The sequence below is a fragment of the Ramlibacter sp. genome (assembly GCA_019635435.1).
GTDB lineage: Bacteria > Pseudomonadota > Gammaproteobacteria > Burkholderiales > Burkholderiaceae_C > JAHBZM01.
The window spans coordinates 458,588-484,897 of the sequence record JAHBZM010000001.1 but is presented as its reverse complement, the minus strand read 5'-3'; the positions used below and the strand labels follow the sequence as shown (position 1 = coordinate 484,897).

Annotated in this window: 29 protein-coding genes; 2 read left to right on the top strand and 27 right to left on the bottom strand. The window is 67.1% G+C overall.

Going from position 1 to position 26,310, the window contains the following annotated elements; all coding sequences use genetic code 11:
• Positions 1–36 precede the first annotated feature (36 nt).
• From KF796_02375 to KF796_02265, 23 genes are all read right to left on the bottom strand, one after another.
• On the bottom strand, positions 37–321 hold the full coding sequence (locus KF796_02375; protein ID MBX3585463.1) for an antibiotic biosynthesis monooxygenase: 285 nt from the start codon (positions 319–321) through the stop codon (positions 37–39).
• A 16-nt stretch (positions 322–337) separates the two neighbouring features.
• Entirely contained in the window at positions 338–1,630 is a 1,293-nt protein-coding gene (locus KF796_02370) for a TRAP transporter large permease (protein ID MBX3585462.1), read from the bottom strand.
• Positions 1,631–1,642: 12 nt separating this feature from the next.
• A complete protein-coding gene (locus KF796_02365; protein MBX3585461.1) occupies positions 1,643–2,191 on the bottom strand; it encodes a TRAP transporter small permease in 549 nt (182 codons plus the stop codon).
• A 23-nt stretch (positions 2,192–2,214) separates the two neighbouring features.
• Positions 2,215–3,216 (bottom strand): TRAP transporter substrate-binding protein, encoded by a 1,002-nt coding sequence (locus KF796_02360; GenBank protein MBX3585460.1) that lies wholly within the window; start codon positions 3,214–3,216, stop codon positions 2,215–2,217.
• Positions 3,213–4,328 (bottom strand): Gfo/Idh/MocA family oxidoreductase, encoded by a 1,116-nt coding sequence (locus KF796_02355; GenBank protein MBX3585459.1) that lies wholly within the window; start codon positions 4,326–4,328, stop codon positions 3,213–3,215. Before KF796_02355 ends, KF796_02360 begins: the two co-directional genes overlap by 4 nt.
• 1 nt (position 4,329) lies before the next feature.
• Positions 4,330–5,436 carry an isocitrate/isopropylmalate dehydrogenase family protein gene (locus KF796_02350; GenBank protein ID MBX3585458.1) on the bottom strand — a complete coding sequence of 369 codons (1,107 nt, stop codon included), beginning with the start codon at positions 5,434–5,436 and terminating at the stop codon, positions 4,330–4,332.
• Positions 5,437–5,484: 48 nt separating this feature from the next.
• Positions 5,485–6,168 (bottom strand): GntR family transcriptional regulator, encoded by a 684-nt coding sequence (locus KF796_02345; GenBank protein ID MBX3585457.1) that lies wholly within the window; start codon positions 6,166–6,168, stop codon positions 5,485–5,487.
• Positions 6,165–7,163 carry an SMP-30/gluconolactonase/LRE family protein gene (locus tag KF796_02340; GenBank protein ID MBX3585456.1) on the bottom strand — a complete coding sequence of 333 codons (999 nt, stop codon included), beginning with the start codon at positions 7,161–7,163 and terminating at the stop codon, positions 6,165–6,167. The genes KF796_02345 and KF796_02340 overlap by 4 nt, the downstream gene beginning before the upstream one ends.
• 115 nt (positions 7,164–7,278) lie before the next feature.
• The gene (locus tag KF796_02335) at positions 7,279–7,941 is read right to left on the bottom strand and encodes an aldolase (protein ID MBX3585455.1); all 663 of its coding nucleotides are present in this window, start codon (positions 7,939–7,941) and stop codon (positions 7,279–7,281) included.
• Between the two features lie 5 nt (positions 7,942–7,946).
• Positions 7,947–9,221 (bottom strand): four-carbon acid sugar kinase family protein, encoded by a 1,275-nt coding sequence (locus KF796_02330; GenBank protein ID MBX3585454.1) that lies wholly within the window; start codon positions 9,219–9,221, stop codon positions 7,947–7,949.
• Complete coding sequence (locus KF796_02325) at positions 9,221–10,231, bottom strand: NAD-dependent epimerase/dehydratase family protein (GenBank protein MBX3585453.1); 1,011 nt, start codon at positions 10,229–10,231, stop codon at positions 9,221–9,223. Before KF796_02325 ends, KF796_02330 begins: the two co-directional genes overlap by 1 nt.
• Positions 10,232–10,246: 15 nt before the next feature.
• Positions 10,247–11,143 carry an NAD(P)-dependent oxidoreductase gene (locus KF796_02320; protein ID MBX3585452.1) on the bottom strand — a complete coding sequence of 299 codons (897 nt, stop codon included), beginning with the start codon at positions 11,141–11,143 and terminating at the stop codon, positions 10,247–10,249.
• A 47-nt stretch (positions 11,144–11,190) separates the two neighbouring features.
• Positions 11,191–12,081: a methylphosphotriester-DNA--protein-cysteine methyltransferase family protein gene (locus KF796_02315; protein ID MBX3585451.1), complete on the bottom strand. Its 891-nt coding sequence runs from the start codon at positions 12,079–12,081 to the stop codon at positions 11,191–11,193.
• A 5-nt stretch (positions 12,082–12,086) separates the two neighbouring features.
• A complete protein-coding gene (locus tag KF796_02310; protein MBX3585450.1) occupies positions 12,087–12,530 on the bottom strand; it encodes a nuclear transport factor 2 family protein in 444 nt (147 codons plus the stop codon).
• 89 nt (positions 12,531–12,619) lie between these two features.
• On the bottom strand, positions 12,620–13,126 hold the full coding sequence (locus KF796_02305) for a cyclic nucleotide-binding domain-containing protein (protein ID MBX3585449.1): 507 nt from the start codon (positions 13,124–13,126) through the stop codon (positions 12,620–12,622).
• Between the two features lie 24 nt (positions 13,127–13,150).
• Positions 13,151–14,485, bottom strand: coding sequence for a PilT/PilU family type 4a pilus ATPase (locus KF796_02300; protein ID MBX3585448.1), 1,335 nt, complete (start codon positions 14,483–14,485; stop codon positions 13,151–13,153).
• A gap of 235 nt (positions 14,486–14,720) precedes the next feature.
• Entirely contained in the window at positions 14,721–15,635 is a 915-nt protein-coding gene (locus KF796_02295) for a hypothetical protein (GenBank protein ID MBX3585447.1), read from the bottom strand.
• A 95-nt stretch (positions 15,636–15,730) separates the two neighbouring features.
• Positions 15,731–16,153 carry a hypothetical protein gene (locus tag KF796_02290; protein MBX3585446.1) on the bottom strand — a complete coding sequence of 141 codons (423 nt, stop codon included), beginning with the start codon at positions 16,151–16,153 and terminating at the stop codon, positions 15,731–15,733.
• Between the two features lie 871 nt (positions 16,154–17,024).
• Positions 17,025–17,801: a FadR family transcriptional regulator gene (locus KF796_02285; GenBank protein MBX3585445.1), complete on the bottom strand. Its 777-nt coding sequence runs from the start codon at positions 17,799–17,801 to the stop codon at positions 17,025–17,027.
• Entirely contained in the window at positions 17,798–19,201 is a 1,404-nt protein-coding gene (gene chrA, locus KF796_02280; GenBank protein MBX3585444.1) for a chromate efflux transporter, read from the bottom strand. The genes KF796_02285 and chrA overlap by 4 nt, the downstream gene beginning before the upstream one ends.
• Complete coding sequence (locus KF796_02275) at positions 19,165–20,055, bottom strand: chromate resistance protein (protein ID MBX3585443.1); 891 nt, start codon at positions 20,053–20,055, stop codon at positions 19,165–19,167. Before KF796_02275 ends, chrA begins: the two co-directional genes overlap by 37 nt.
• Positions 20,056–20,146: 91 nt before the next feature.
• Positions 20,147–20,731, bottom strand: coding sequence for a methionine biosynthesis protein MetW (metW, locus tag KF796_02270; protein MBX3585442.1), 585 nt, complete (start codon positions 20,729–20,731; stop codon positions 20,147–20,149).
• Positions 20,728–21,867, bottom strand: coding sequence for a homoserine O-acetyltransferase (locus KF796_02265; protein ID MBX3585441.1), 1,140 nt, complete (start codon positions 21,865–21,867; stop codon positions 20,728–20,730). Before KF796_02265 ends, metW begins: the two co-directional genes overlap by 4 nt.
• On the opposite strand from KF796_02265, the gene KF796_02260 reads away from it, so the two are divergent.
• Entirely contained in the window at positions 21,857–22,000 is a 144-nt protein-coding gene (locus tag KF796_02260) for a hypothetical protein (protein MBX3585440.1), read from the top strand. The genes KF796_02265 and KF796_02260 overlap by 11 nt on opposite strands.
• A gap of 12 nt (positions 22,001–22,012) precedes the next feature.
• Here the strand turns inward: KF796_02260 and KF796_02255 are convergent, their stop codons facing one another.
• A complete protein-coding gene (locus tag KF796_02255; protein MBX3585439.1) occupies positions 22,013–22,576 on the bottom strand; it encodes a TMEM165/GDT1 family protein in 564 nt (187 codons plus the stop codon).
• A gap of 321 nt (positions 22,577–22,897) precedes the next feature.
• On the opposite strand from KF796_02255, the gene KF796_02250 reads away from it, so the two are divergent.
• Positions 22,898–24,100, top strand: a complete 1,203-nt coding sequence (locus KF796_02250) for an ammonium transporter (GenBank protein MBX3585438.1) — start codon at positions 22,898–22,900, stop codon at positions 24,098–24,100.
• A 22-nt stretch (positions 24,101–24,122) separates the two neighbouring features.
• Here the strand turns inward: KF796_02250 and KF796_02245 are convergent, their stop codons facing one another.
• The 3 genes from KF796_02245 to KF796_02235 are packed head-to-tail and all read right to left on the bottom strand — an operon-like array spanning position 24,123 to position 26,309.
• Entirely contained in the window at positions 24,123–24,602 is a 480-nt protein-coding gene (locus tag KF796_02245) for a DoxX family protein (GenBank protein MBX3585437.1), read from the bottom strand.
• Positions 24,603–24,636: 34 nt separating this feature from the next.
• Positions 24,637–25,431, bottom strand: coding sequence for a putative DNA-binding domain-containing protein (locus KF796_02240; GenBank protein MBX3585436.1), 795 nt, complete (start codon positions 25,429–25,431; stop codon positions 24,637–24,639).
• On the bottom strand, positions 25,428–26,309 hold the full coding sequence (locus KF796_02235) for a DUF692 domain-containing protein (GenBank protein ID MBX3585435.1): 882 nt from the start codon (positions 26,307–26,309) through the stop codon (positions 25,428–25,430). The genes KF796_02240 and KF796_02235 overlap by 4 nt, the downstream gene beginning before the upstream one ends.
• Position 26,310: the final 1 nt, after the last annotated feature.

Genomic DNA, 26,310 nt, shown 5'->3' with positions numbered 1-26,310 from the left:
TGATGGAAAAGGCTCCCTGAAGCCGTTGTGGTCAGGTCACGGGCGTTGAAAGCCCTGGACCTGCTTGGATTCAACCCAGGGCGCGGTGCGCTGGTTGAAGGCCTGGAAATGCGGCGTGGCCAGGTGCGCCTGAAACGCCTCGGGCGAGTCATACACCTCGTACAGGAAGACCCGGTTCGGGTCGTCCAGCGACACGCACACGTCAAACTGCTGGCAGCCGGGCTCGTCTTGCACCGACGCCAGCGCGTTGGCCTGCATGGCGGGCAGGAACGCGGCCATGTGTTCGGGCCGGATCTGGAAGGTCACGGTGATGATGTGCATGGCGGTCTTTCAGGGTTCAGCCCAGCCCGGCCAGCCAGCGCGGCAACCAGGTGGTGAGCCAGGGCACATAGGTGATGATGAGCACCATGCTGAAGGTGGCGGCCATCATCAGCCACAGATGCCGGGTGATTTCGCCGATGGTGGCGTTGGCCAGCTTGGCCGCCACAAACAGCGTGCCCCCCACCGGCGGCGTGTACAGCGCAATGGCAAGGTTGGCCGTCATGATCACGCCCATGTGCACCAGGTCCATCTTGAAGGCCATGGCCAGCGGGATGAACAGCGGCGCCGCCATCAGCAAGGCGGGCAGCGGCTCGATGAAGATGCCCAGCAGCACCAGCGCCACGTTCAGCATCAGCAGGAACACCCACTTCACGTGCGCCACCGAGCTGACCCAGTTGGCCAGCTGCTGGGCCACGCCCTCGGCCGTGATCAGCCAGGCCAGCGCACCCGTGGCGCCAATCACCAGCATCACGGTGGCGCTGGTCATGAAGGCCTTGAGCAGCAGGCCCGGGATCTGGCGCCAGGTCATGTCGCGGTACAAAAACATCGAGATCAGCAGGCCATAGACCACGGCCACGGCCGCCGCCTCGGTCGGCGTGAAATAGCCCGACCAGATGCCGCCCACGATGAAGACGGGCATCAGCAGCGCGGGGCCGGCGCTGTAGGCGGCGCTCAGGATGGCCCGGGGTGACGCGGGCCTGCCCCCCGGGTCCACCCCCGTCTTGCGGCCATGCCACATGCACACCGCCACCAGGGCCAGCGCCGAGATGATGGCCGGAAGCAGCCCCGCCATCGACAGCGTGCGCATCGACACGCCGCTGATGAAGGCATAGACCAGGAACGGGATGGACAGCGGCATCAAGAGGGCCAGCGTGCCCGCCACCGACACCAGCGCCGCCGCGAAGCCGCGCGAATAGCCCTTGGCCAGCATGGCCGGAATGACCAGCGAGCCGATGGCCGCCGTGTCGGCAATGGCAGAACCCGACACACCGCCAAACAGCAGGCAGGACATGACCGTCACCACGCCCAGGCCGCCAGGCAGCCAGCCAAACAGCACGTTGGCAAACTCGACAATGCGCTTGCCCACGCCGCCCTGCGCGAGCAGCTCGCCGGTGAACACAAACAGCGGCACGGCGATCAGGATGAACGGCTCGACGCCGCCAATGAACGAGAGAAAGACGCTTTCCAGCGGGTACTGCATGCCGTAGCCGACGACCACGCCGATGGTGGTGGCTAGCAACGACACCATCAGCGGCACGCCCGCCAGGGCCAGCGCAAAGAAGCTGCCAAAAATCACGAGGGATAGCATGACGACGTCCGGTCAGTGGGGGGTTTCAGTGGGGTAGCGCTGCTCGCGCGGCACCCCGCGCAGGATCAGCACCAGGTCCCAGCCGGTGAAAAGCAGGATCAGCGCGGCGCCGATCGGCAGCGGCATGTACTGCCAGGACATGGGCCACTCCAGCGTGGTCAGCACCGAGCCCCAGCTGCCCTGCACGATGCCCACCCCGTAATACAGCACCACCGCAAAAATCAGCACGGTGAAGGCCTGGACCGCGGCGTCGGCCCAGCGCCTGCCGGCCGGTTCGAGCTTGTCCAGGAACTCGTTGATGCTCATGTGGGCGCCCCTCTGGGCCGCGGCCGCGCCGCCCAGAAAGGTCACCCACACCATCAGGAACTCACCCAGCTCGGTGAGCCACGCCAGGTCCTTCTGCAGCGCATGAAGGACGACGTTGATGAACACCATCACCGCCATGGCGCCCCCGATCAGGATCACCAGGGCATCCACCCCCTTGCCGACCCAGCGGATCAGGGCTGGCGAGGGGGCCACCGGCACGGCGGCCGGCGATTGAGTCGTCTGTTGGTCGAGCATGGTCAAGGTCCTGGGCAACGTCCTTACTTGACGGCCTTGCGGATCGCGGCGGTCTCGGCCAGCACCGCGTCCACGTCGGCGCCGTACTTCTCGCGCGCCTTGGCATAGACCGGCTCCACCGCCTTGCGGAAGGCTTCGATGTCGGGCTTGCGGTTGACCTTGGCGCCCTTGGCGCTCATCTCGGCCAGCAGCTTCTCGTCGTTGTCCTGGATCATCTTGCGCTGGAACGGCGCGACTTCCTGGGCGGCCTTGGTCACGGCCTGCTGGTCCGCGGGCGACAGGCGCTGCCAGGTCTTCTCGGAGATGGCCAGCGGGATCGGGCTGTAGACATGGTTGGTCAGCGTGACGTTGGGCGCCACTTCGTAGAACTTGTTCGACGCAATGGTGTCGATCGGGTTTTCCTGGCCCGACACGGCGCCCTGCTGGATCGCCAGGTAGACCTCGGGCAGCGGCATGATCTGGATGCCAAAGCCCATGGCTTCGAGCTGCCAGCGCATCATTTCATTCGGGAAGGTGCGCAGCTTCTTGCCCTTGGCGTCGTCGGGCCCGTTCAGCGGGTCCTTGGTGGTCATGTTGCGAAAGCCCGCCTCCCAGGTGGCGAGGATGCGAAAGCCCTTGGACGGGCCCTTGTCAAACTGGGTCTTGAGCCACTTGGACTCGTCGTAGAACTTCCAGCCCTGCTCGTAGCTGTTGATGATGAACGGCATCATCGTGAGGTTCAGCGAGGGGATCTGCGCCGCGTAGGTGCCGGTGGCCGTCACGGTGAAGTCAATGCCGCCCAGCGCCAGCTGCTCCACGTTCTTGGGGTCGTTGCCCAGCTGGCTGCAGCAGAACACCTGCACCTTGTAGCGGCCCTGGGTGTATTCCTCCACCTTCTTGGCAAATACCTGGGCGGCCGCATGGCGCGCGCCCTGCTGCTGGTCGGTGTGGCTGAACTTCAGGACGGTCTGGGCCTGCGTGGCCGCGGCCAGCGTCATGGCGGCCACGGCAAGGCCGATCGGGCCGAGGGATTTGCGGGGGATCATGTTGTCTCCTTTTTTGGGAAGGGTGAGAAAGGGGCCGGAGCAAACTCCAGCGGGTCGAAAGCGTGAAGCGCAATGCGCCGCCCGCTGTGGTGGGAGGCATAGACCGCCTCCTGCACGCGCAGGTTCTGCAGGTAGTCCTGCGCACGGTTCTCGGGTTGGCGGCCGGCCGCCAGGCTGTCCAGCACATGGCGCTGCAGCGCCGCGCAGGCACCGCCGCCAAAGCTCAGGGCATTGCCGCGCTCATACAGGTGCTCGGCCTCGTCGCCGTGATGGGGCTTGAACCACAGGCGCGCTTCGCCGTCCAGTCGCAGCACGCCGGCGGCGCCTTCGAGCCACATCTCGCCCATGGTGCGGCGCGGGTTGGCGGCCACATGGTCGTTCAGGCGGTTGCCGTCGAACAGGCCGGCGCTACCGCCTTCAAATTCAAAGGTAATCAGGCCCGCGTCTTCGCCCTGCAGCGCCGGGTTCAGGCGGCGCAGGTGCGCGTACACGGCCTGCACCTCGCCCATGAGGTAGCGGAAGGTGTCGATCAGGTGGATCGCCGTCTCCACCACCAGCAGGCGCGGCATGGTCTGGAAGTAGGGCTGGCGGTCCAGGTAGGCGCGCGCGCCCTGGCCGTCGCCCGGCCGCAGCCGGAAGCTGATGCCATGCAACGCACCGAGCCGGCCGGCGTCGATCAGGCGCCTGGCCTCGCGAAACCAGGGCATGAAGCGGAAGTTTTCATGCACCACCAGCGCAGTGCCCTGGCGGCGAGCCTGGTCCGTCAGCGCCAAGGCCTGCGCATAGCTGGCGCCAAAGGGCTTCTGGCAAATCGCCGGCAGCTTGCGCGCGAGCACGGCGTCCAGCACCGCGCCATGGCTGGCCGGCGGCGTGACCACATCGACCAGGTCGGGCTCAAGGGCATCGAGCATCTGCGCCACGCTGGTGAAGGTGGTGGCCACGCCAAAGCGCTGCGCCAGCGCCGCCGCCCGCGCGGGGTCCGCGTCGCACAAGCCGGCGATCTCCACATCGGCCATGCCCGCCCAGCCCTCGAGATGGAACTGGCTGAAAAAGCCCGCGCCCACCACGGCAATGCGCCGGCGTTGGCCTGGGGCAAGCGCGCGCAGGCTCATCTCAGGCTCCGGCCTTCAGCGCGTCAATGACCGCGCGGGTGATGTCGGCCGTGCCATTGCTGCCGCCAAACTCACGCGGCGTGACCACGCGGTTGGCAAACACATGCTCCACCGCGCGCTCGATCCGCGCCGCGCCGTCGCCCAGGCGGGTGTCGCCCGTGCGTTCGGCCAGCCAGTCGAGCATCATCGCGGCCGACAGCAGCATGGCCGTGGGGTTGGCCTTGCCCTGGCCCGCGATGTCGGGCGCCGTGCCGTGGGCCGGCTGGAACAGGCCATGCCTGTCGCCAATGTCGCCCGACGGCGCCATGCCCATGCCGCCCACCAGCGCGGCGATCAGGTCGGACAGGATGTCGCCAAACATGTTCTCGGTGACCATCACGTCGTAGGTCCAGGGTTTCATCACCAGGTTCAGCGCCATCGCGTCCACATAGGCGCTGTCGGCGGCCACGTCGGGGTAGCGCCTCGCCGAGGCTTCAAACACCTTGCGCCAGAACGCCATGGACGAGAACACATTGGCCTTGTCCACATTGGTGACGCGGCCCGGGCGGCCCTTTTGTTGGGCTCGCCGCTGCGCGAGCTTGAAGGCGAATTCGCAGATCCGCGCGGTGCCGGCACGGGTGATCTTCATGGTGTCGTAGACCTCGGTCTCGATGCCGCCCTCGCTGCGCACATCACCGCGGCCGCGGGCATGGAACAGGCCCTCGGTGCTCTCGCGCACCAGCACAAAGTCGATGTGCTGCGCCTGGGGGTGGCTCAGCGGTGTCGGCAGGCCCTTGAAGGTGCGGATCGGCCGCACGCCGGCATACAGGTCAAAGTGAAAGCGCAGGTCCAGCTGCGGAATGATCTCGGTGCCGTCGGCGCCGCGCACATGGGGCAGGCCCATGGCACCGAACAGGATGGCGTCGGCCTGCTCGCAGACCTTGAGCGTGGACTCGGGCAGGGCCACGCCGCTGTCCAGGTAGTGCTGCGCGCCCGCGGGCAGCTCCTGCAGCGCAAACCGCGCGCCGATGCGCGGCTCCAGCGCGGCCAGCAGCTGCCGGGCGGCTTGCATGACTTCGATGCCGATGCCGTCACCGGGGAGCACGGCAATGTGATAACTGGGTTTCATGGATGGGGGGCGGGTGAAAGGAAAGGGGGGCGGGCAGGCCGCCCACGCTCACATCTGCTGCAGGCGGAAGCGTTCAAAAATGGCCAGCAGCTCGCGGCTGGCGCGCTGGCGGTGTTCGCGGTTGACGGCGGCCGCGCCGGCGGCATCACCCTCGCGCAGCCGGTCCACCAGGGCCATGTGCTCCTTGGTGGAGTTGACCGGCTTGGGCCGCAGGCGCAGCGTGAACATGCGGGCGCGGTGGGCACGGTCCCAGTGGGTGAAAACCGCCTCGGCCAGCAGCTTGTTGCCGGCCATGTTGACCAGCTGCTCATGAAAGCTTTCGTCGGCCGCGGCCCAGGCATCCAGGTCGTCGCGCGCCAGCGCTTTTTCCATGGCCTTGGTGGCGGTAATCAGCGGCTTGAGTTCAGCGTCGCTGGGCTTGCGCGCGGCCAGCATCTCGGCGGCCATGCTTTCCAGCGCGCCGAGGATTTCGTAGATCTCCTTCATGTCGGTGGGCGAGACCGGCAGCACGCGCATGCCGCGGCGCGGAATCACCTCCACCAGGCCTTCGTTGGCAAGCCGGATCAGGGCTTCACGCACCGGCGTGCGGCTCATGCCCAGCTGCAGCGCAATTTCCTGCTCCAGCGCCTGGTAGCCGGGCGCCCACACGTTGTCCAGGATGCGGCGGCGCATGTCCTGGTAGGCCGCGTCCACCAGGGAGGCGCCGTCTTGAAGGGGTGCGTTCTTGCTCATGCGTAGCTCCAGTGAATCGGGGGGTGGCCGGCGACCGGCATGCGGACGGTGGCCAGCCGGTCGCCCAGCAGGCAGCCCAGGTAGCCGGTGCGCAGGTCCGCGCCGCCAAAGGCCAGGCTGGAAATGTTGCGCAGCACACGGCTCTTGACGCCATCCAGATGGGGCCGGCCCATCTGCGACGACTCATAGGCCTGCTCGACCCAGGCCAGGTGGTCGGGCTCGCTGTCTTCGAGCCAGAGGGTCTGCACGCCGTCGGGCGCCACATGGATCACGCGGTTGCTCACGATGCTGGTGACCCAGAAGCCGCCCTCGGCGTCGGCCGTCAGGCCATCGGGGAAGGTGCCGGGGCCAAAGGTGGCCACCACCTCGCGCGCGCCGAGCGAACCGTCGGCCCGGATCGCGCAGCGCGACAGCCGGCGCGCAAAGGTTTCGTTGAAATAGAGCCACTGGCCGCTCACGTCGACCGCGCATTCGTTGGTGTAGCCCAGGCCGTCGGCCACGATGCGCGCGCCCTTGCCGTCAATCATCACGATGAAGCCGTCGGCGCAGCTGCGCCGGTAGCCCAGGGCTCGCGGCTGCTGCCGGGTGCTGACCGTGAGCCAGAAGCGGCCAGCCTCGTCTTCGACCACAAAGTTGCTCGGGGGCAGGTCCATGCCATCCACCTGTTCCAGCCAGGGGCGGGTCTGCCCGTTGCGCTGCAGATGGAACACCCCGCCGCGCTCGGCACCCAGGTGGGCCAGCAGGAAGGCGCCGTCTTTCAGCAGGGCAATGCCGTTGGGCTTGAGGGTTTCGCCATCCATGGGCTGGGCGGCGTAGAAGCTCTGGCGGCCGTCGGCATGGGTGTGCGCCACACCCCCGCGCCAGTCGGCGGTGAAGAGGTCACCGGCGGCGGTGGCCAGCACGCATTCAGGCCGGTTCAGGCCCTGGCCCACCCAGCCCAGCCCGTCCAGCCGGGCGGGGGCCAGGGGTTCGATGAGGGTGTCAGAGAAGGGCATTTTGGCTTTGGCGCATTTGATATCGCATGAGTTAATGTATACGTTGATCAGCAAAATAAAACTCAGGAGTTACCCTGAGCTGCATTTATCGGTGGTCGCGCGGGCTTGCCGGCGGCTACCAGCGCGCGCCAAAGGTCTGGCGCAAGGCCTCGATCTGCGAGGCCTCGAGGGGCGCCGGCCTGGGCTGGCTCAGCACCATCAGCTTCGCAGTTTCTTCAAGCTCTTCGAGCGTGGCCATGGCAGCCGCGGGTGTCTGGTGCCACACATTGGGCCCCAGGCGCGCGAGCATCACGGCGCGCAGCGGCGTGCCCTGCTCGCCGTAGCGCGTGATGGTCTGCACCACCTCGGCTGCGGCCTCGGGCGCGCCGGGGCGGTGGTACGCAATGACCGGCACATGGCCCACCTTCATCACGAAATACGGCGTGATAGGCGGCAGCAGCTCGGCGCCGCAGGGCTGCAAAGTGAGCGCCACGCAGTGCGTGCTGTGGGTGTGGGTCACGCAGCGGGTTTCAGGGTCAAAACGGCTTGCAGCGCTGTAAATACCGACATGCAGCGCTATGGTTTTGCTAGCGGTGGGGCCACTGGTCTGGCGCGCGCTGGCGTCCAGCCGCGCCAGTTGCGCGGGGTCGAGCTGGCCCAGGCAGGCGTCGGTGGGCGTGATCAGGAAACCATCGTCCAGCCGCACGCTGATATTGCCGGCCGTGGCGTGCACATAGCCGCGATCAAACAGGCTCTTGCCGATGCGGCAGATCTCTTCGCGGGCCTGGCTTTCCGTCATGCGGGTCATGGCAGGATTGTGAAGGCTTTGGTGAAGAAGTCGTCGGTGCCAAAGTTGCCGGACTTGAGCGTGATGTGCAGGCCTTCACCCGGCGCTGCATCAGACTGCGCGTGGCACCAGGGCACGCCCGGGTCGATCTGCGGGCCGATTTTCATCTGCGTGATGTTCAGCGCCTGCACACAGGCGCCCGAGGTTTCGCCACCCGCCACCACGAGCTGCCTCACCCCACGCTGCACCAGGCCGCGTGCAATGGCGGCAATGGTGCGCTCGACCATGGCCCCCGCCTCCTCCACCCCGAGCTTGCCCTGCACCTGCTTGACGGCGTTGGAGTCGGCCGACGAATACACCAGCACCGGGCCCGAGGCGATCAGCGGCGCGGCCCAGGCCAATGCCTCGGCCGCCACATCGACACCCGCCGCAATGCGCAACGGGTCCACCGCCAGGGCTGGCCGGCCCGACTGGATAAAGGCCAGCACCTGCCGGTTGGTGGCCAGCGAGCAGCTGCCCGACACCACGGCCTGCAGGCCCTGCGCCGGCGGCAACGCGCTGGCCTGCAACGAGGGAGCAATGCCGAAGTTGCCCGGCAGCCCAATGGCCACGCCCGAGCCCGCCGTGACCAGCGGCAACCCCTTGAGCGCGGGGCCCAGGCGCAGCAGGTCGTCGTTGGAGACCGCATCCACCACGGCCAGGCCCACGCCTTCGGCACGCAGCGCAGCCATGCGCGCGGCAATGGCCGGCCCGCCCTGCGCCACGGCCTTGTGGTCGATCAGCCCCACCTTGCGCCGGCACTGCGACTGCAGCACGCGCACGAGGTTGGGGTCGGTCATGGGCGTGAGCGGGTGGTTCTGCATGCCGCTTTCGTTGAGCAGCACCTCGCCCACAAACAGGTGCCCCTTGAACACCGTGCGGCCGTTGTCAGGGAAGGCCGGCGTGGCGATGGTGAAGTCGGTGCCCAGGGCCTCCATCAGCGCCTCGGCCACCGGGCCGATGTTGCCGCGCGCCGTGCTGTCAAAGGTGGAGCAGTATTTGAAGTAGATCTGCTGCGCACCCTGGGCCTGCAGCCACTGCAAGGCCTCCCGCGACTGGGCGATGGCATCGGCCGGCGCGATGGTGCGCGACTTGAGCGCGATCACCACCGCGTCGGCCCCGGTATCCAGCGCGCCGGTGGGCACGCCAATGGCCTGCACCACGCGCATGCCGCTGCGCACCAGGTTGTTGGCCAGGTCCGTCGCGCCCGTGAAGTCGTCGGCGATGCAGCCTAGAAGTATTTGGACCGCCATCACTTCACCGCGAGCTGGATGGCCTGCGGGTTCTCGCGCATGTAGTCGCGGATCACGGCCTCAAAGTCCGCATCCGACTGCAGGCCCATGCCGCGCGCGCGGTCCCAGGCCAGGTTGCCGGGCCAGGTGCTGACCAGCTTTTCAATGGCGGGGTCGGGCGTCCAGTCCAGCAGCGCGGTGGCGGCCGGGCCGGCCACTTTCTCAAGCGCCTGCGCCATGGCGCCCACGGTGGAGCGGAACGAGGGCAGGTTGATGGCCGTGGGCGGGCCCCATTGCGCGTCGCTGGCCTCGGCCGCGCGCACAAAGCCGGCAATGGTGTTGCCAGGCGAGGCCAGCGCCACGGGCGTTTCGGGCGGCACCGGCACCTGGGCGCGGATGCCCGCCAGCGGCTCGCGCACCATGCCGCTGAAAAAGCCCGACGCCGCGCCGTTGGGCCTGCCCGGGCGCACGCTCACCGTCATGGGCCGCACGCTGCGCCCGGCCACAAAGCCCTTGCGCGTGTAGTCGGCCACCAGCTGCTCGCAGATGAATTTCTGCACGCCGTAACTGCCCTGCGGCGTGGGCAGGGTGTCGTCGGTGATGGGCTCGGGCAACGGGCGGCCCGGCTGCTTGCCAAACACGGCCAGCGAGCTGGCAAACACCAACACGGGCTGGGTCTTGAGTGCACGGCAGGCCTCCAGCAGCTTGTGCGTGGCCTCCAGGTTGCTGCGCATGCCCAGGTCAAAGTCGGCCTCGCACTCGCCGCTGACCGCGGCCGCCAGGTGAAACACCGCGTCGGTGCCCACGGCGGGCACCTGCTTGCCGTCAATCAGGTCCAGCAGGTCGCCGGTGATGAAGGCCACGCGCGCGTCGGCGCGCAAGTCGTCTGGCGGTGCCACGCGGTCGGCCAGCGTGATGCGCTCAATGGCGCGCGCCGGTGCGCCGCGCAGGCTCAGGGTTTTCTGCGCGAGCAGCGTGCGAGCCAGCCGCGCGCCCAGAAAGCCGCTGCCGCCGGTGATGAGAATGTGCATGAATGTCTCCTGGTTTCAGTTTTTGGCGGGCAGTTCAATGCCCGGGAAGATCTTGATCACCGCGCTGTCGTCCTCGCGCGCAAAGCCCGCCGTGGACGCCTGCATGAACATCTGGTGCGCCGTGCTGGACAGCGGCAGCGGGAACTTGCTGGCGCGCGCCATGTCCAGCACCAGGCCCAGGTCTTTCACAAAGATGTCCACCGCCGACAGCGGCGTGTAGTCGCCGGCCAGCACATGGGCCATGCGGTTTTCAAACATCCAGCTGTTGCCCGCGCTGTGGGTGATCACCTCGTACAGCGCGGCCGGGTCCACGCCCTCGCGCAGGCCCAGCGCCATGGCCTCGGCCGCCGCCGCAATGTGCACGCCCGCCAGCAGCTGGTTGATGACCTTGACCTTGCTGCCCGCGCCCGCGCGGTCGCCCAGCTTGTAGACCTTGGAGGCCATGGCGTTGAGCAGGGGCTCGGCCACCGCATAGGCCTCGGGCCGGCCGGCCGTCATCATCGTCATCTCGCCGCTGGCGGCGCGCGCCGCGCCGCCCGAGATGGGCGCGTCCAGGTAGAGGACGCCCAGTGCCGCCAGCCGCGCCTCCAGCGCGACCGACCAGGCCGGGTCCACGGTGGAGCACATCACGAACACGCTGCCAGGCTTCATTGCCGCTGCGCAGCCGTGCTCACCAAACAGCACGGCCTCGGTCTGCGCCGCATTGACCACCACCGAGATCACCACATCGCAGGCGGCGGCCAGTTCGGCGGGCGAAGCGCAGGCCGTGCCGCCGTCCTGCGCAAAAGCCTGCGCCGCCTCGGGCCGGATGTCATGCACATGGGGCGCATGCCCCGCGCGGCGCAGCGAGCGGGCCATGCCCGCGCCCATGGCGCCCAGGCCGATGAGGCCAGCAATCGGAGGAGAATTCATATGGTTATCATACAACTTGGCGCGGCCGCGCCCAAGCGGGGAGCGTCTTACGCGCGTGGTTCAGGCGGTGGCCCGTCCTGGCAGCCGGCGGACTTCGCGCGGCCCCAGGGCTTGCCGGACAGCGTGGCGCTGCCAAGAACCTCGCGCTTGAGCCAGGCCAGCGCCGCGCCGATGCGGCCCAGCGGCACCTTCTCCAGGCTGACCCTGAAGCTGTGGCCCGGCCCCGGGCTGAATGCTGCGCGAGCCTCTGGCCCGAACAACGGAAGCTCAACCGTGAAGCAACCGGGCGCCCCCGCCGCGTGCCCCCGCGCCGCGACCGCGGCCGCGTCGATCGGCGGGCGGTAGGCCAGCTGCACCGTGATCGGCGCCGCCGCATCCAACAGGCCGCCCGCGCGGCGAAACGCCGACGGAGCGCGCCCGAACATGGCCAGAAACGCCTCGTTGAAGCGCCGCACGCTGCCAAAGCCCGCGGCAAAGGCGATCTCGGTCACCGGCAGCGCCGTTTCATGCAACAGCTTCTTGGCGAGCAGGACGCGGCGCGTCTGCTCCACGGCCAGCGGGCTGGCACCCACGTGCTGCGCAAACAGCCGGCGCAGCTGGCGGCCCGTCATGCCCAGGCGCGTGGCCAGCGCCTCCACGTCACCGTCGACCAGCGCGCCCTCGTCGATCAGCCGCAGGCCGCGGTTGACCGAGGCCAGCGAGCCGATCCAGGCAGGGCTGTCTGGCGCCGATTCCGGGCGGCAGCGCAGGCAGGGGCGGTAGCCGGCCTCCTGCGCCAGCACCGCCGAGCGGAAGAAAGAGGTGTTTTCGCGCCGCGGAATGCGCGCCGGGCACACCGGCCGGCAATAGATGCCGGTGGTGCGCACCGCCACAAAGAACAGCCCGTCCAGCGACGCGTCCCGCCGGCTCAGCGCCGCGTACCAGCCGTCCTCTTCGATCCGCGTCACGCCACCAGCGCGCCCGGCGTGTCGGTGCCAAAAAGCATGCCGTAGCCGCCGTGCGTGTCCATGTATTCGCGGATGCGCCGCACCCGCGGCCCCTGCATTTCAAAGATCCAGCAGTAGCGGTTGTCGTAGAGGCGGCCGTTGACGGCCCTGGCCTGCATGCGCTGCTCGAACACCACGGTGTCGCCCTCGGCAACCACCTTGGTGAATTCAAACCGGGCCCCCTCAGGGAACAGGCGGCGGAAGTAATCGACGAGGAACGAGATGATGCCCTCGCGCGTTTCCAGCATCTGCGCCGGCAGGCCCAGCGCGACCTGGGTGGCGTTGTTGGCCGGCGCGCTCCAGGTGCAGTCGTCGGTCAGCACGCTGCGGATCGACTCCGGGTTGCGCGAGGCGAAGGCTTGCCAGACCGAGTTGGCGGCGTCTTTGGGGGTGGGGGTCATGAAGTGCTCCTTGGATGAGATGCACAAATTCTTTCACCGCAACGCGCCCGGCGCTGGCGCAAATCGGACCTGACCACCTGGGGCGGCCGCTAGGTCAGCATCAGCCTTTCGATCTTCTGGTTGGCGCCCCTGAGCTTCTTGAACAGCGCCAGCAGCAGCGCCTTGTCCATGCTGACCATGGCCTGCGTGTCGGCATTGAGCGCTTCGATCATGCTCTTGCTGAACTCGGCCGCGATGATCCTGTCGTCGGCAATGACCGTGGCCGACGTGGTGAGGGTGCCGTCGGTGAAGAAGATGCCTTCGCCAAAGCAGTCGCCCGTTTCAATGGTGCCCACCAGCTTGCCGTTGCGGTACGCGTCGGCCGCGCCGTACAGGATCACATAGAAGGCCTTCATGTCGTCGTCCTGCGAGGTGATGCTCACATCGGAATGAAAGGTCTTGATCTGCGCCATGTCGGAAATGCGCTGCAGCCATTCATCGGGCACGGGCTGGAAGAAGGAGCAGTTGCGCAGGGCCTTGAGGCGGGCCGACGGGTCTTGCGTCAGCAGCCGGGCATAACTGGCGAACTGGTCGTCGATGGTGTCAAACTCGTTCATGCATGCTCCGCGGGGTGGGGGCGCTCAGGCCTTGGGCGGCGGGGGTGCCGGCGGTTCCTCCAGCGACAGATCCATCATTTGCGATGCCGCAGCCGGCGCCGGCGCCGCAGGGGGCATCACCGGTGCCGCCGCGGCGGGCTTGACGGGCTCCCGCGGCTTGACGTGGACGACCAGCGGGCCGGTCGATTCTTCTTCGGGCTCCGGCTCCACCTGCAGCGACAGCCCGCCCGTGGCGGCTTCACCGCCGGGCAGTTCTTCGCGGATGAAGCGCTTGCTGTTGAGCTTCAGGCGCAGCATCAGCTCGCTCTTGGCGTCTGAATTGACCTGCACCTCCTGCAGCGAAATGTCGCCTGCGTCATACAGCTCGTACAGGCATTGGTCGAAGGTCTTCATGCCCAGCTCGACCGACTTCTTCATGATCTCCTTGAGCTGGCCGATTTCGCCCTTGGCGATCGCGTCGCGCGAGGTGGACGTGCTCAGCAGGATCTCGATGGCGGCGGCGCGCCCGCCCGACATCTTGCGCACCAGCCGCTGCGAAATGATGGCGCGCATGTTCAGCGCCAGGTCGTTGCGCACCTGCTCGTGCTTTTCGATCGGGAAGAAATTGACGATGCGCTCAATGGCCTGGTTGGCGCTGTTGGCGTGCAGCGTGGCCATGCACAGGTGGCCCGTCTCGGCAAAGTTGAGCGCGTATTCCATGGTTTCATGGTCGCGGATCTCGCCGATCAAAATCACGTCAGGCGCCTGGCGCAACGTGTCCTTGAGCGCGTCGAACCAGCCCACCGTGTCGATGCCGACCTCGCGGTGCGTGATGATGCAGTTGCCGTGCGGGTGCACGTATTCCACCGGGTCTTCGATGGTGATGATGTGGCCGTGCGTCTCGCGGTTGCGCACGCCCAGCATGGCCGCCAGCGTGGTGGACTTGCCCGAGCCCGTGCCGCCCACCAGCAGGATCAGGCCGCGCTTTTCCTTCACCACATCCTTCAGGATGGGCGGCAGGTTCATCTTGTCGAAATCCGGGATCTCGGTGGTGATGACGCGGATCACCATGCCCGTGCGCTGCTGCTGGGTGAAGATGTTGATGCGGAAGCGGCCCAGGCCCTCCAGCGAAATGGCAAAGTTCTGGCCCTTGGTGTCGATGTAGCCCTGCCACTGCTTTTCAGACGCGATGGCGCGCGCCATCTTGCCCGTCTGCTCCGCCGTGAGCGCCGTTTCGTTCAGCTTGGTCAGCTTGCCGTTGAGCTTGATGGCGGGCGGGAAGCCGGCCGTGAGGAACAGGTCCGACCCCTTCAACTGGACCATGGCGCCGAGCATCTTGTGCACGACGGCCTGGATTTGCTGCTTTTCCTGTTGTTCCATGATTTCTCCTGGGCGGCCCTGCGCGGGAGCTGGCGGGGCTGGGCAGGTTACAAATGTAAGAGAGATTGGGTGGGGGCGGAAGGGGTGGGGCGACAGGTTGACTCATCCACCCAAAAGCGGACAGCGCCCAGCGACTTTCCGCTTGGGTAAGCCGTCTTACCGTCGCAAATGACCGGAGAGACATAAGCAGGAGAAGCCTGCCCCGATGACGTCCGTCAGAGTGCCCCGTTAAACCTCACAGCACTTCCACCCATGCTCTTGACCAGGTACCGATTACTGCTGAAGTCCCATCGTCGATGAAAGCCACATCAGAGGCAAACTCCGCCGAGACAGTCCGTTGAGGTGTAAGTCCCTCTGCAGTAAATACCAGAACCCCAGACCGGTCGACGGTACCAACCAGACGGCCGTCGGCAGACCAACGTGCCCGATATGCGGTTCCGGAAAAGGTAACGTTCGTCGACCAGCGGGCCTCCCCCGAGGCGTCGGAGATGCGTAGTTCGTCGGGGAGAAGCGTTCCATCAGACAAAGCGCGATGACGGCCACGGGTCGCGATCCACGTGCCACACGGAGAGATAGAGGCTGTACCTACCGAATGGAAATGCGGGTCAATCCTCCGAATCGGTTTTCGCAAGGGCCAGTCCCAAAGCGTCATGTAAGGTGGTTCTGGAAAATTCTCCCCATCGCGCGTTTTTGGCTGGTGTGCGAAGAGCCAGAGGCTTCCATCATCTGTCTTCGACACACTCGTGATCATCTCGTTCTCGTAAGTGAACTCTTCGACGACGTCGAGCGTATCGGCTCGCCGGACGCGAATTGCACCATTCCAGGAGCCGTCGACCAAAAAATGGTCGCACGCCGAATAGTGAATTGCCGCCCCCTCATCGTGGCCCTTCGCGTTCAAGCGAGCGATGACCTGTCCATCGGACAGATCCAAGGTAATCATGTCGCCGGATGTATTCTTCACCGCGAGGCGCGCCTCGCCGGTATTGAAGGCTGCATGTGCAGGGTGGGCCAGGGCTCTGGACGAGAAGCGCCTTTCGCGCTGCGCAAGACTCGCGACAACTACATCTCGTCCGAGTGAGGCAACGAATGCTTGCCCCGGTGAAATTGCCAGCTCATAGCAACTTGGGAACTTCAGCGCGCGCTTGGACATGAGGTTTATCGGCGGCGTTGTACGGCAGGCAGCACAGGCCGCGCAGCGGCCTTCTGTTGCTGCTTGTCCGTGACCAACAACTTGTTATCCCTCATTCACTGTACTACCGAGAAGTTGAACTTCGCGTTTGCCGTCTTTGCGGCTTCTGCAAACTTGATGGACGCTTCGAGTTCATCGATCACATCAGACAGCTCGTTCTTCAGAAAGCCAAAGCGAGGACTCTTCTCCTTCACGTACTGGAGCACGCGATCCAAAACTTCGTGGGCTTCTTTCCCGTCGATCCAGACGCCGCTCACCTTCATTACGTCGTTCGTCGACATCGCCCCGGGCGGCAGATCAGACTCGTCATTGTTGAATTTGACATCGGTGAGGTCACAAAAAGACGTCAATGGCCTCAGCTTGAGCTCTTTGCAGATCGCGTCAATGCGCTTGCCGTGCTTGTAAAGAACGTAGTAGTCCTCATTCTCACTGACGACTTCACCGTTCACTAGTTGATTTGCCCAGAGTACTGTGCTCATGATGGTTTGTGGAATAACGAGGTGGCTCTTGATGAGGGATAACGTAGAGGCCAGCGGCCGCCGCAGGCGGTCGGATGGGCCGGAATGTTAGGCATCGGAATCCTCGCGCGCAACAGCTTCCAAGACTTGGATGTGCGGCCAAACTCGTGGATGTTTCCGAACCCATTCCTGACCAAGAAATGCGGAAACGGAATCTGAACCGACAACTGACGAGATTGAGCCGGTCGACGCGGCCTGAAGAAGCGAATGCGACGTGTGCAGTACGTTTTCGCTTTCATGAGCCTCCGATTCGCCAGACTCGGCATGCCATTCGCGCTGGATAGCTGAGATCAGCTTCCCAGCGGCAACCTCTAGCGGAACACGTGTGCGTGGCATTTCCGATGTTTAACGTAATCTAGACCGCACGGTGAGAAGCGTTATCCCGCAAACGCGGGATAACCTGGGACAGCGGAACGCAGCTAAGCGCCTGTTGCGGTTGGGATTTTGGCGCCTCGACGGCCAAGGCAGGTCCGATAACTGGCGACCTCAAACCCCGCAAAAGCCAGGCTTGCCCGGCTGCGGGATAACTCTGCGCGATAACCTGGCCATTCTGGTCTGTTGATGTCATCGATCCTCCTTTATGCAGGTTGCGGGCCTGCTGCGCTCGCCACAATGACACCCCGCATTGCTCCGTCGTCCCGGGCGCTCCGTCTGCTCAATCAACCATCGGGGCGTGCGCGCTTGTTGCACTATAGCCTCAACACCAGGAGGGGCTATGTCTACCAAGCGCGGTCTTCGTCTGTTGAAGTGGATTTCAGCAACCCGCAATATAGGTTCGCCCGACGTTGAAGCCTATAAAGTCCGCGTGGCGGACGGATACACCAACGGAAACTCAGGCCTTCAACAACTTGCTCACCAACGGCTCCGCCAACCTCTCCCCCTCCTGCGACCAGAACGCCGGGTCGGCGTGCTCGATGCGGCGGATGGCGTTGTGCATGTGGCGGCCGGCGGCCTGGCGGGCCTTGGCGGGGTCGCCGGCCTCGATGGCGGCGGCAATGGCGGCGTGCTCGCCGCGCACCTGGGTGCTGAAGTCTTCGCGGCGCGCCTCGTTGGCGCGCGTCACGCTGATGGCGCCGCGCATGAACTGCGCCAGGTAGTCCAGCGTGCCCATGAGGAAGGGGTTGTGCGCGGCCTCGGCAATGCTGCGGTGAAAGCGCACGTCTTCCTCCACGCCGTCGGCGCCCATGGCCATGGCCTTGTCCAGCGCCTTGACCGCTTTCTGGATGCGCTTGATGTCTGTTGCCGTGCGGCGCTGCGCGGCCAGCATGGCGGCCTCGGCCTCCAGCGCGCGGCGCACCTCCACCATCTGCACCACGGCGCTGCGCGAGTCGGCGTGTTTGGCGTCAAAGTTCAGCGGCGAGAAGGGCTGGCTGGCGTTCACATACACGCCGCTGCCCTGGCGCGAGTCCACCAGCCCCAGCGACTTGAGGCGCGACACGGCCTCGCGCACCACGGTGCGGCTGACCTTGAACTGCTCCACCAGCCGCGCCTCGGGCGGCAGCTTGTCGCCGGGCGCCAGGCCGCCCGCCTTGATCTGCGCCGCAAGCTGCTGCGCCACCTGGTCAGACAGGCGGGCGCCACTGGTCACGGGGGTGAAGGAAGTTGTCATACAAGAAACCGGGTTGCCGCGCCGAGGATAGCGCAGCCGGCAATCAGCGGGATCACGCCCAGCTTGAAGCGGAACAGCGCCACCGTGGCCAGAACCATGAGCAACAGCGCCGGCGCGTCCACTTTCAAGCCAAAAAGGCCTGGAGTCCAGACGGGGCGGCCTACTTGCGCTACAAAAAACAGAGCAAGGCTGGCCATGACGCCCACCACCGCGGCGGTGATGGCGGTCAGCGGCGCGGTGAAGGCCGGCCGGCCGTGGGTGGATTCCACCAGCGGGCCGCCCGCCAGGATGAACACGAACGACGGCAAGAAGGTGAACCACGTGACCACCGTGGCCGCCAGCGCCGCGCCGGCCAGCAGCAGGTCGGGCCCCAGCACCTGGCGGGCCCAGCCGCCCACAAAGCCCACATAGGCCACCACCATGATGAGCGGGCCGGGCGTGGTCTCGCCCAGGGCCAGCCCGTCCATCATCTGCGGGGCGCTGAGCCACTGGAACTGCTCCACCGCGCCCTGGAACACATAGGGCAGCACGGCGTAGGCGCCGCCAAAGGTCATGAGCGCGGCCTTGGTGAAGAACCAGCCCATTTGCGTGAGCGTGTCGTGCGCGCCGCGCGTGGCCACCAGCAGCCCCATGGGCAGCAGCCACAGCGCCGCGCCCACCAGCACCACCGCGGCCAGCCGCGCGCGCGAGAAGTGTGCGTGGGGCGGCGGCGGGGTGTGGTCGTCAATCACCCACGCCTGTTCGCCCTGAGCCTGGCCAGGGGCCTGCGACGTCGCACCATGCCCGCCACCGCCCGCAAACTGCCCGGGCACCCAGCGCGCGCCCAGCCAGCCCGTGAGCGCCGCGCCCAGCACCAGCCAGGGGAAGGGCAGCTTGAACAGCACCAGCCCCACAAAGCTCAGCAGCGCCACGGCCCACAGCAGCGGTGTGCGGCGCGGCGCCTTGAGCGTGCGGCTGCCAATGCGCCAGACCGCGTGCAGCACGATGGCCGCCACGGCGGGCTTGATGCCGTAGAACAGCGCGGCCACCAGCGGCGTGTGGCCCCAGGCCACATAGACCCAGCTCAGCCCCATGAGGATGAGCAGCGAGGGCAGCACAAACAGCGCGCCCGCCGCAATGCCGCCCCAGGTGCGGTGCATGAGCCAGCCCAGGTAGGTGGCCAACTGCTGGGCCTCGGGCCCGGGCAGCAGCATGCAGTAGTTCAGCGCGTGCAGAAAGCGCCGCTCGCTGATCCAGCGGCGCTGCTCCACCAGCTCGCGGTGCATGATGGCGATCTGCCCCGCGGGCCCGCCAAAGCTGATGAAGCCGAGCTTGAGCCAGAAGCGCAGGGCCTGGCCGAGGGGCACGGCGCTCACAGGGCCGGTCACAGAGGCGCTCCGGTCATTGCGGCGGGTTGCCAGCTGTGCGTTTCGGCCACGGCGTCCAGGCACCAGGCGTGCAGCGCGTCGTACAGGGGCATGGCGGCCTCGAGCAGGGCCGTGTCATCGCGGTGCACGCGCGACAGACCCAGCGACAAGGCCAGCAGCCCGGCCGATGAGGGCGCCAGCTGCAGCTGGCCGGTGTCGGCGCCGCGGATGATGGTGGCCAGCCGCGCCAGCGCATCGTCCTGCAGGTCAAACGCCTTGAGCAGCGCGTCAAAGCTGCACCGCTCGCCCTCGTGCGTGATGGGCGCGCCGGGGATGTCATAGGCCACGGCGCCCAGGCGCTCGGCTTCGGCAAAGACCTGCGCCGTGGGCACATAGAAGAACTCGGCGCGCGGGTCAATGAAGCGGCGGATCAGCCAGGGGCAGGCCACGCGGTCGATCTTGGGCCGCTCGCGCGTGACCCAGCGCGAGGGGCGCTCGCCGCTCACCCCCAGATCGGGCCGCTTGAGCAGGGTCAGCGGCGGGCGGGCGCGCCACCGGGCAATGGCGTCGGGCGCGTCCACGCCGTCCTGCCCGCCCTCGATGCCGCCGGCCAGCGCAAAGGCCGGCCAGCCGGCCGCGCGCAGCGTGGCCGCGGCCTCTTCACTGACGTTGTGGCCGTACACGCAATAGACCACCACCTCGCGCGGCGGTTGGGTTTGCGCCAGGCGCGCCACGTCTTCAGGCGCGCAGCGCAGGGCGCCAGCGAGCAGGCGCGGGCTTTCGGCAAAGCGGGCCTCGCGCCGCACATCCAGCAGCAACGGGGCGTCGGCGCGGCCCAGGCGGGCGCGCAGATCCACAGGGGAAACAAGAGGGGAAAAGGGGGGAACGGGTCGTGCAGCGGTGTCCATGGAATGCTCCTGAGCGTTACCAGCGCTTGGACGGGACACCGTCTATCCGTGAGGATTCGGGAGGCTGAATTCCCGATGGGCGGATATTACCTCAGCCGCCTTCAAACATGAACACCGCCGTGCCGGCGCGCGCGTTGGGCAGCCAGCGCACCTCGCGCCCGTCCTGCACGCCAAAGGCGTCGAGCACGCGCAGCTCGTTCTTGTGGGCCAGCACTTCAAAGTCCTTGAAGGTGCCCACGCGGATATTGGGCGTGTCATACCACTGGTAGGGCAGGCGCCGGGTCACGGGCATGCGCCCGCGCAGCACAGCCAGCCGGTTGGGCCAGTGCGCAAAGTTGGGGAAGGCCACAATGCCGCGCTTGCCCACGCGCGCGGTTTCGCGCAGCATGGTTTCGGCGTTGCGCAGGTGCTGCAGCGTGTCGATCTGCAGCACCACGTCAAAGCTGTTGTCGTCAAACATCTGCAACCCCTCGTCGAGGTTGAGCTGGATCACGTTGACGCCGCGCTTGACGCAGGCGGCCACGTTGGCGTCGGCAATTTCCACGCCGTAGCCGCTGCAGCCGCGTTCGCGCTGCAGCAAGTCGAGCAACGCGCCGTCGCCGCAGCCCAGGTCGAGCACGCGCGAGCCGGGCGGCACCAGGGCGGCAATGTGGCGCTGGGTCTGCAGGTCGCTCATGGGCGGCTCCCGGCGGCGGCGGCCACCTTGCCTTCAAAGTACGAGCGCACCACGCCAAGGTAGCGCGCGTCGTCCAGCAGGAAGGCGTCGTGGCCGTGGGGGGCGTCGATCTCGGCGTAGCTCACGTCGCGCCGGTTGTCGAGCAGGGCCTTGACGATCTCGCGGCTGCGCCTGGGCGAGAAGCGCCAGTCGGTGGTGAAGCTCACCAGCAGGAAGCCCGCAGTGGCGCCGGCCAGCGCGCGCGTGAGGTTGCCGTCGTGGGGCAGGGCCGGGTCAAAGTAATCCAGCGCGCGGGTGATCAGCAGGTAGGTGTTGGCGTCAAAGTAGTCGCTGAACTTGTCGCCCTGGTAGCGCAGGTAGCTTTCGATCTGGAACTCGATGTCCTGCGTGGTGTATTTGTAGCCGCCGGCCACCTCTTCACGCAGCTGTCGGCCGAACTTTTCGTTCATCACGTCGTCGCTCAGGTAGGTGATGTGGCCGATCATGCGGGCGATGCGCAGGCCGCGCTTGGGCACCACGCCGTGGCGGTAGAAGTGGCCGCCGTGAAAGTCGGGGTCGGTCACGATGGCGCGGCGCGCCACCTCATTGAAGGCAATGTTCTCGGCCGTGAGGTTGGGCGCGCTGGCCACCACCACGGCGTGGCGCACGCGCTGCGGGTATTGCAGCGTCCAGGCCAGGGCCTGCATGCCGCCCAGGCTGCCGCCCATGACGGCGGCCAGCGTGTTGATGCCCAGCGCGTCGAGCAGGCGCGCCTGCGCATTCACCCAGTCCTCCACGGTGACCACGGGAAAGTCGGCGCCATAGACCTGGCCGGTGTCGGGGTGGGTGGCCATGGGCCCGGTGGAGCCAAAGCACGAGCCCAGGTTGTTGACGCCGATGACGAAGAAGCGGTCGGTGTCCACGGGCTTGCCCGGGCCGATCATGTTGTCCCACCAGCCTTCGGACTTGGGCTGGCCCTCATACACGCCGGCCACATGGTGCGAGGCGTTCAGCGCGTGGCAGACCAGCACGGCGTTGGACTTGTCGGCATTGAGCCGGCCATAGGTTTCATAGGCCAGCGTGTAGCCGCGAATCGACGCGCCGCTTTGCAGCGCCAGCGGCTCGCTGAAATCCATGAACTGGGGCGTGACGATCATCTTTGGCGAAAAGGCAGAAAGACAGGCAAAAACAAAAAACCCGGCGTCGCTAAAAAACGAGGCCGGGTGGGCAGGCTTTCGATCTTTAGCTGAATTTATTGAGCGCCCGCAAGCTGAAGCAAATCGGCGCTGAGCCCGCAGTATATCAACGCCAGCCCACCAGCGCGAGCACGCCCAGCGCCACAAAGATGGCCGCCGAGATGCGGTGCACCAGCGCAATGGGCACGCGCCGCGTGATGCGGTCGCCAAGCCAGACCACGGGCGCGTTGGCCAGCATCATGCCCAGCGTGGTGCCGGCCACCACCCAGAAGTAGGCGTCGTAGCGGGCGGCAAGCATCACGGTAGCGATCTGCGTCTTGTCGCCCATCTCGGCCAGAAAGAAAGCGACCACCGTGGTGCCAAACACGCCGAAGCGAGGCGCCGTGGTGGCTTCGTCTTCATCCAGCTTGTCAGGCACCAGCATCCACGCCGCCATGGCCAGGAACGAGCCGCCCAGCACCCAGCGCAAGACGTCCGGCCCCAGCATGGTGGTGAGCCAGGCGCCGGCCGCGCCCGCCAGCGCGTGGTTGGCCAGCGTGGCCACGAGGATGCCGAGCACGATGGGCCAGGGGCGGCGGAACCGCGCGGCCAGCACCAGGGCGAGCAGCTGGGTTTTGTCGCCCATTTCGGCCAGGGCAACGATGGAGGTGGAGACGAGAAGGGCTTCCATGAAGGACTCCGGCCGGAACGGACACACCGATGACTGCGCGGCATCCCCGGCCAAAACGGAGGCTGCGCAGTCAAAGGTCTCGCCAAGTCCGGACAACCGCTTGCGCCATGGGCCGCAGTAATGCACCCCAAGTCTGTTGACGCAAGCCCCTCTCAGAATTGAAGGGAGGCTACTCCCCAATGACAGCCGCCATTATAAATGTCGCGGCCCTCGCCGCCTGGTTGCACTCTTCTGGCGTATTTCTTGCTTGCTTATGGTGCGTTTTTGCTGAATCCACCCAAAAACGCACCAATCACAAGCAATTTATCCAAAGAGGAGCTTATGGAAGCACTAAAACAGGGCTCGGACGCGCTGTTCATTCTGCTGGGCGGCATCATGGTGCTGGCCATGCATGCCGGCTTTGCCTTTCTTGAACTGGGCACCGTGCGCAAAAAGAACCAGGTGAATGCGCTGGTGAAGATCCTGGTCGACTTTTCGGTGTCGACCGTGGTGTATTTCATGGTGGGCTATGGCGTGGCCTATGGCACGCACTTTTTTGTGGGTGCCGAGCAGCTGGCCGCGAAGAACGGCTACGAGCTGGTCAAGTTCTTCTTCCTGCTGACCTTTGCCGCGGCCATCCCGGCCATCATCTCGGGCGGCATTGCCGAGCGCGCGCGGTTCTGGCCGCAGCTGATCGCCACCGCGGTCATCGTGGGGCTGATCTACCCCTTCTTTGAAGGCATTGTCTGGAACCAGCACTTTGGCGTGCAGGCCTGGATCCTGGCCGCCACGGGCGCCGAGTTCCATGACTTTGCGGGCTCGGTGGTGGTCCACGCCGTGGGCGGCTGGCTGGCGCTGCCGGCGGTGATCCTGCTGGGCGCGCGGGCCAACCGCTACCGCAAGGACGGCGCCATCTCGGCCCACCCGCCGTCCAACATCCCGTTCCTGGCGCTGGGCGCGTGGATTCTCACGGTGGGCTGGTTCGGCTTCAACGTGATGAGCGCGCAGACCATCGACAAGATCTCGGGCCTGGTGGCCGTCAACTCGCTGATGGCCATGGTGGGCGGCACGCTGGCGGCGCTGGCGCTGGGCAAGAACGACCCGGGCTTTGTGCACAACGGCCCGCTGGCCGGCCTGGTCGCGGTGTGCGCGGGCTCCGACCTGATGCACCCGCTGGGCGCGCTGGTGGTGGGCGGCATTGCCGGCGGCATCTTCGTGGTGATGTTCACGCTCACGCAGAACAAATGGAAGATCGACGACGTGCTGGGCGTGTGGCCGCTGCACGGCCTGTGCGGCGCCTGGGGCGGGCTGGCGGCCGGCATCTTTGGCAGCCAGGCGCTGGGCGGGCTGGGTGGCGTGAGCTTTGGCGCGCAGCTGGTGGGCACGCTGATGGGTGTGGGCTGGGCGCTGGCCAGCGGCTTTGCCGTCTATGGCCTGATCAAGACCGTGACCCGCCTGCGCCTGTCGCCCGAGGAGGAATACGACGGCGCCGACCTGTCGATCCACAAGATCGGCGCCACGCCTGACCGCGAGGTCAACTGGTAGGCCGCGCCGCGGCCCGCGCGGCTCAGGCCGCCTGGCGGCCGAGCAGCCGGGGCAGCACCAGCCGCTCCAATGACCAGGCGCCGGGCCCGTAAATGGCGAGCCCCGCGAGCAGCGCGCCCCAGAACACATGCTGCTGCAGGGCCGCCGGCGCGATCTCGGCCAGCGACACCACGGCCACCGCGTTCACCAAGAACAACCCCAGCGCCGCGAAGCGGCCGCCCAGGCCCAGCACCAGCAGCACGGGCAGCACCAGTTCACCGGCGGTGCCCATGAGCGCGGCCAGCTCGGGCGGCAGCAGCGGCACCTGGTATTCATCAGTGAACAGGGCGACGGTGATGTCCCAGTCGCGCAGCTTGGTCAGGCCCGACAGAAAGAAGGCCTGGCCCACATACAGGCGCGCCGCCAGCGCGGCAACGGGCTGCAGGGCGTCCAGCCCCGCGGAGAAGCGGGCCCACAGGGCCAGGGCGCGTTGCAGCAGCGTGGGGGAGGTGGCGGGGTTCATGGGTTTCCTCGGGTGGGATGGGGGTGAACGGGGATCAGACGGCCTGCACCCCGGCCAGCAGGCCGGTGGGCGCGGCGGTGGACAGCCAGGCGGTGATGTCCAGCGCCTGGGCGTGGGCCAGGGCGGGCAGCAGCGGCTCGCCGGCCAGCAGCGCGCTGATCAGCTCGGGCTCGCCGGGCAGGGCCTCGCGCAGCCGGGGCTGCAGGCCCTCGCGCCAGACCAGCGCGGTTTCGGCGGCGCCGTCGCGCAGCCGCTGGCCAGCCTGCGCCAGCGTGGGCTCGCCCGTGCGGTGGGCCTGGACGATGCTCACCACGGGCCAGGCACTGGCCACGCAGGCCACGCCCGCCGACAGCCGCAGCCGCAGGCCGGCCGGGTCATGGGTGGTGAGCAGCGCGAGCGAGGCCAGGTCGGGCACGGTGTCGGCCGCGCTGGCGGCCTGGTGCAGGGCCCATTCCACGCGCGCCACATCGCCCAGGTAGGGCTCGTCGGCCAGTTGCGGCGCGGCGCCCACAAAGGCCGGCAGCGCGCCGCCCCATTGCGCGAGGTCGCCGCCCTGCGGCGGGTGGCTACGCCAGAAGGCGGGCGCCAGCGCGCCAAAGTTGTCTTCGCCCAGCAGCTGGGCCAAAACCGGGAAAGCCGCGTCAAGCACGCGCCCGGCCAGCGCCAGACCGTGGCTGCGGTAGGCCTGCAGCCCGCGTTTCAAGTGATTTGAGGCTGGAGTCCAGGACTGGCGGGCATGTTGCGCTACAGAATGCATAGCAGTTTCAGGGTCGCCCGCCCACAGCGCGCCCAGCAGGGCCTGCTGCTGCGCGGCGAGGCCGGCGCTCATGCCAGCGCCTCGCGCGGTTGGGCCAGCACGCCACGCGCCCGTGCCGCCTCGTCGAGCAGCACGGCCAGCGGGGGGATGCCGGTGTCCCATTCGACCAGCGTGGGCACCGCGCCAAAGCGCGCCAGCGCGTGGCGGTGCAGCTGCCAGACGGCGTCGCAGACGCGGCTGCCGTGGTCGTCGATGACGATGTCGCCAAGTTCGTCGCTGACGCGGCAATGGCCCGCCACATGCAGCTCGCCCACGGCCGCGGCCGGGATGGCGTCGAGCCAGTCGCGGCAGGCCTGCAGCGGGTCTTGCGGGCTGCCCGCAAGCTGCGCATTGAGCGCGTTCACATAGAGGTTGTTCACGTCCACCAGCAGCTGGCAGCCGGTGCGCCGCGTGAGGGCCACCAGAAAGCCGGCCTCGGGCTGGTCGCTGCCGGCCAGATCGATGTAGGCCGAGAGGTTCTCCACCAGCAGCGGGCGCTGCAAGCGGTCCTGCACGCGCTGCACGTTGGCGCTGAGCACCGCGAGGGCTTCGTCATTGAAGGGCAGGGGCAGCAGGTCGGCCGCGTGGACGGGCTGCGCGCCCAGCGTGCCGCGCGCAAAACAGGCGTGGTCGCTCACGCGCACGGGCTCGATGCGCGACACCAGGCGCTGCAGCTGCGCCAGGTGCGCTTCGTCGATGCCCGCGGCCGAGCCCAGCGCCAGGCCGACGCCGTGCAGGCTGATGGGGTAATCGGCGCGCGCCTGTTGCAGCACGGCCAGCGCCGCGCCGCCCTCGCCAAAGAAGTTCTCGGAGTGGACTTCCAGAAAGTCCAGCGCGGGCTGCTGCGCCAGCAGCTGCGCGTAATGCGGGTGCCGCCACCCGATGCCAACGCTCGCCGTGGTGGAGTTCATC

What these genes read in the sequence shown, in the direction of transcription:
- KF796_02375 (MBX3585463.1), bottom strand. Translation starts at nt 321, where the DNA reads ATGCACATCATCACCGTGACCTTCCAGATCCGGCCCGAACACATGGCC.
- KF796_02370 (MBX3585462.1), bottom strand. Translation starts at nt 1,630, where the DNA reads ATGCTATCCCTCGTGATTTTTGGCAGCTTCTTTGCGCTGGCCCTGGCG.
- KF796_02365 (MBX3585461.1), bottom strand. Translation starts at nt 2,191, where the DNA reads ATGCTCGACCAACAGACGACTCAATCGCCGGCCGCCGTGCCGGTGGCC.
- KF796_02360 (MBX3585460.1), bottom strand. Translation starts at nt 3,216, where the DNA reads ATGATCCCCCGCAAATCCCTCGGCCCGATCGGCCTTGCCGTGGCCGCC.
- KF796_02355 (MBX3585459.1), bottom strand. Translation starts at nt 4,328, where the DNA reads ATGAGCCTGCGCGCGCTTGCCCCAGGCCAACGCCGGCGCATTGCCGTG.
- KF796_02350 (MBX3585458.1), bottom strand. Translation starts at nt 5,436, where the DNA reads ATGAAACCCAGTTATCACATTGCCGTGCTCCCCGGTGACGGCATCGGC.
- KF796_02345 (MBX3585457.1), bottom strand. Translation starts at nt 6,168, where the DNA reads ATGAGCAAGAACGCACCCCTTCAAGACGGCGCCTCCCTGGTGGACGCG.
- KF796_02340 (MBX3585456.1), bottom strand. Translation starts at nt 7,163, where the DNA reads ATGCCCTTCTCTGACACCCTCATCGAACCCCTGGCCCCCGCCCGGCTG.
- KF796_02335 (MBX3585455.1), bottom strand. Translation starts at nt 7,941, where the DNA reads ATGACGGAAAGCCAGGCCCGCGAAGAGATCTGCCGCATCGGCAAGAGC.
- KF796_02330 (MBX3585454.1), bottom strand. Translation starts at nt 9,221, where the DNA reads ATGGCGGTCCAAATACTTCTAGGCTGCATCGCCGACGACTTCACGGGC.
- KF796_02325 (MBX3585453.1), bottom strand. Translation starts at nt 10,231, where the DNA reads ATGCACATTCTCATCACCGGCGGCAGCGGCTTTCTGGGCGCGCGGCTG.
- KF796_02320 (MBX3585452.1), bottom strand. Translation starts at nt 11,143, where the DNA reads ATGAATTCTCCTCCGATTGCTGGCCTCATCGGCCTGGGCGCCATGGGC.
- KF796_02310 (MBX3585450.1), bottom strand. Translation starts at nt 12,530, where the DNA reads ATGACCCCCACCCCCAAAGACGCCGCCAACTCGGTCTGGCAAGCCTTC.
- KF796_02305 (MBX3585449.1), bottom strand. Translation starts at nt 13,126, where the DNA reads ATGAACGAGTTTGACACCATCGACGACCAGTTCGCCAGTTATGCCCGG.
- KF796_02300 (MBX3585448.1), bottom strand. Translation starts at nt 14,485, where the DNA reads ATGGAACAACAGGAAAAGCAGCAAATCCAGGCCGTCGTGCACAAGATG.
- KF796_02295 (MBX3585447.1), bottom strand. Translation starts at nt 15,635, where the DNA reads ATGTCCAAGCGCGCGCTGAAGTTCCCAAGTTGCTATGAGCTGGCAATT.
- KF796_02290 (MBX3585446.1), bottom strand. Translation starts at nt 16,153, where the DNA reads ATGAGCACAGTACTCTGGGCAAATCAACTAGTGAACGGTGAAGTCGTC.
- KF796_02285 (MBX3585445.1), bottom strand. Translation starts at nt 17,801, where the DNA reads ATGACAACTTCCTTCACCCCCGTGACCAGTGGCGCCCGCCTGTCTGAC.
- KF796_02275 (MBX3585443.1), bottom strand. Translation starts at nt 20,055, where the DNA reads ATGGACACCGCTGCACGACCCGTTCCCCCCTTTTCCCCTCTTGTTTCC.
- metW (MBX3585442.1), bottom strand. Translation starts at nt 20,731, where the DNA reads ATGAGCGACCTGCAGACCCAGCGCCACATTGCCGCCCTGGTGCCGCCC.
- KF796_02265 (MBX3585441.1), bottom strand. Translation starts at nt 21,867, where the DNA reads ATGATCGTCACGCCCCAGTTCATGGATTTCAGCGAGCCGCTGGCGCTG.
- KF796_02255 (MBX3585439.1), bottom strand. Translation starts at nt 22,576, where the DNA reads ATGGAAGCCCTTCTCGTCTCCACCTCCATCGTTGCCCTGGCCGAAATG.
- KF796_02250 (MBX3585438.1), top strand. Translation starts at nt 22,898, where the DNA reads ATGGAAGCACTAAAACAGGGCTCGGACGCGCTGTTCATTCTGCTGGGC.
- KF796_02245 (MBX3585437.1), bottom strand. Translation starts at nt 24,602, where the DNA reads ATGAACCCCGCCACCTCCCCCACGCTGCTGCAACGCGCCCTGGCCCTG.
- KF796_02240 (MBX3585436.1), bottom strand. Translation starts at nt 25,431, where the DNA reads ATGAGCGCCGGCCTCGCCGCGCAGCAGCAGGCCCTGCTGGGCGCGCTG.
- KF796_02235 (MBX3585435.1), bottom strand. Translation starts at nt 26,309, where the DNA reads ATGAACTCCACCACGGCGAGCGTTGGCATCGGGTGGCGGCACCCGCAT.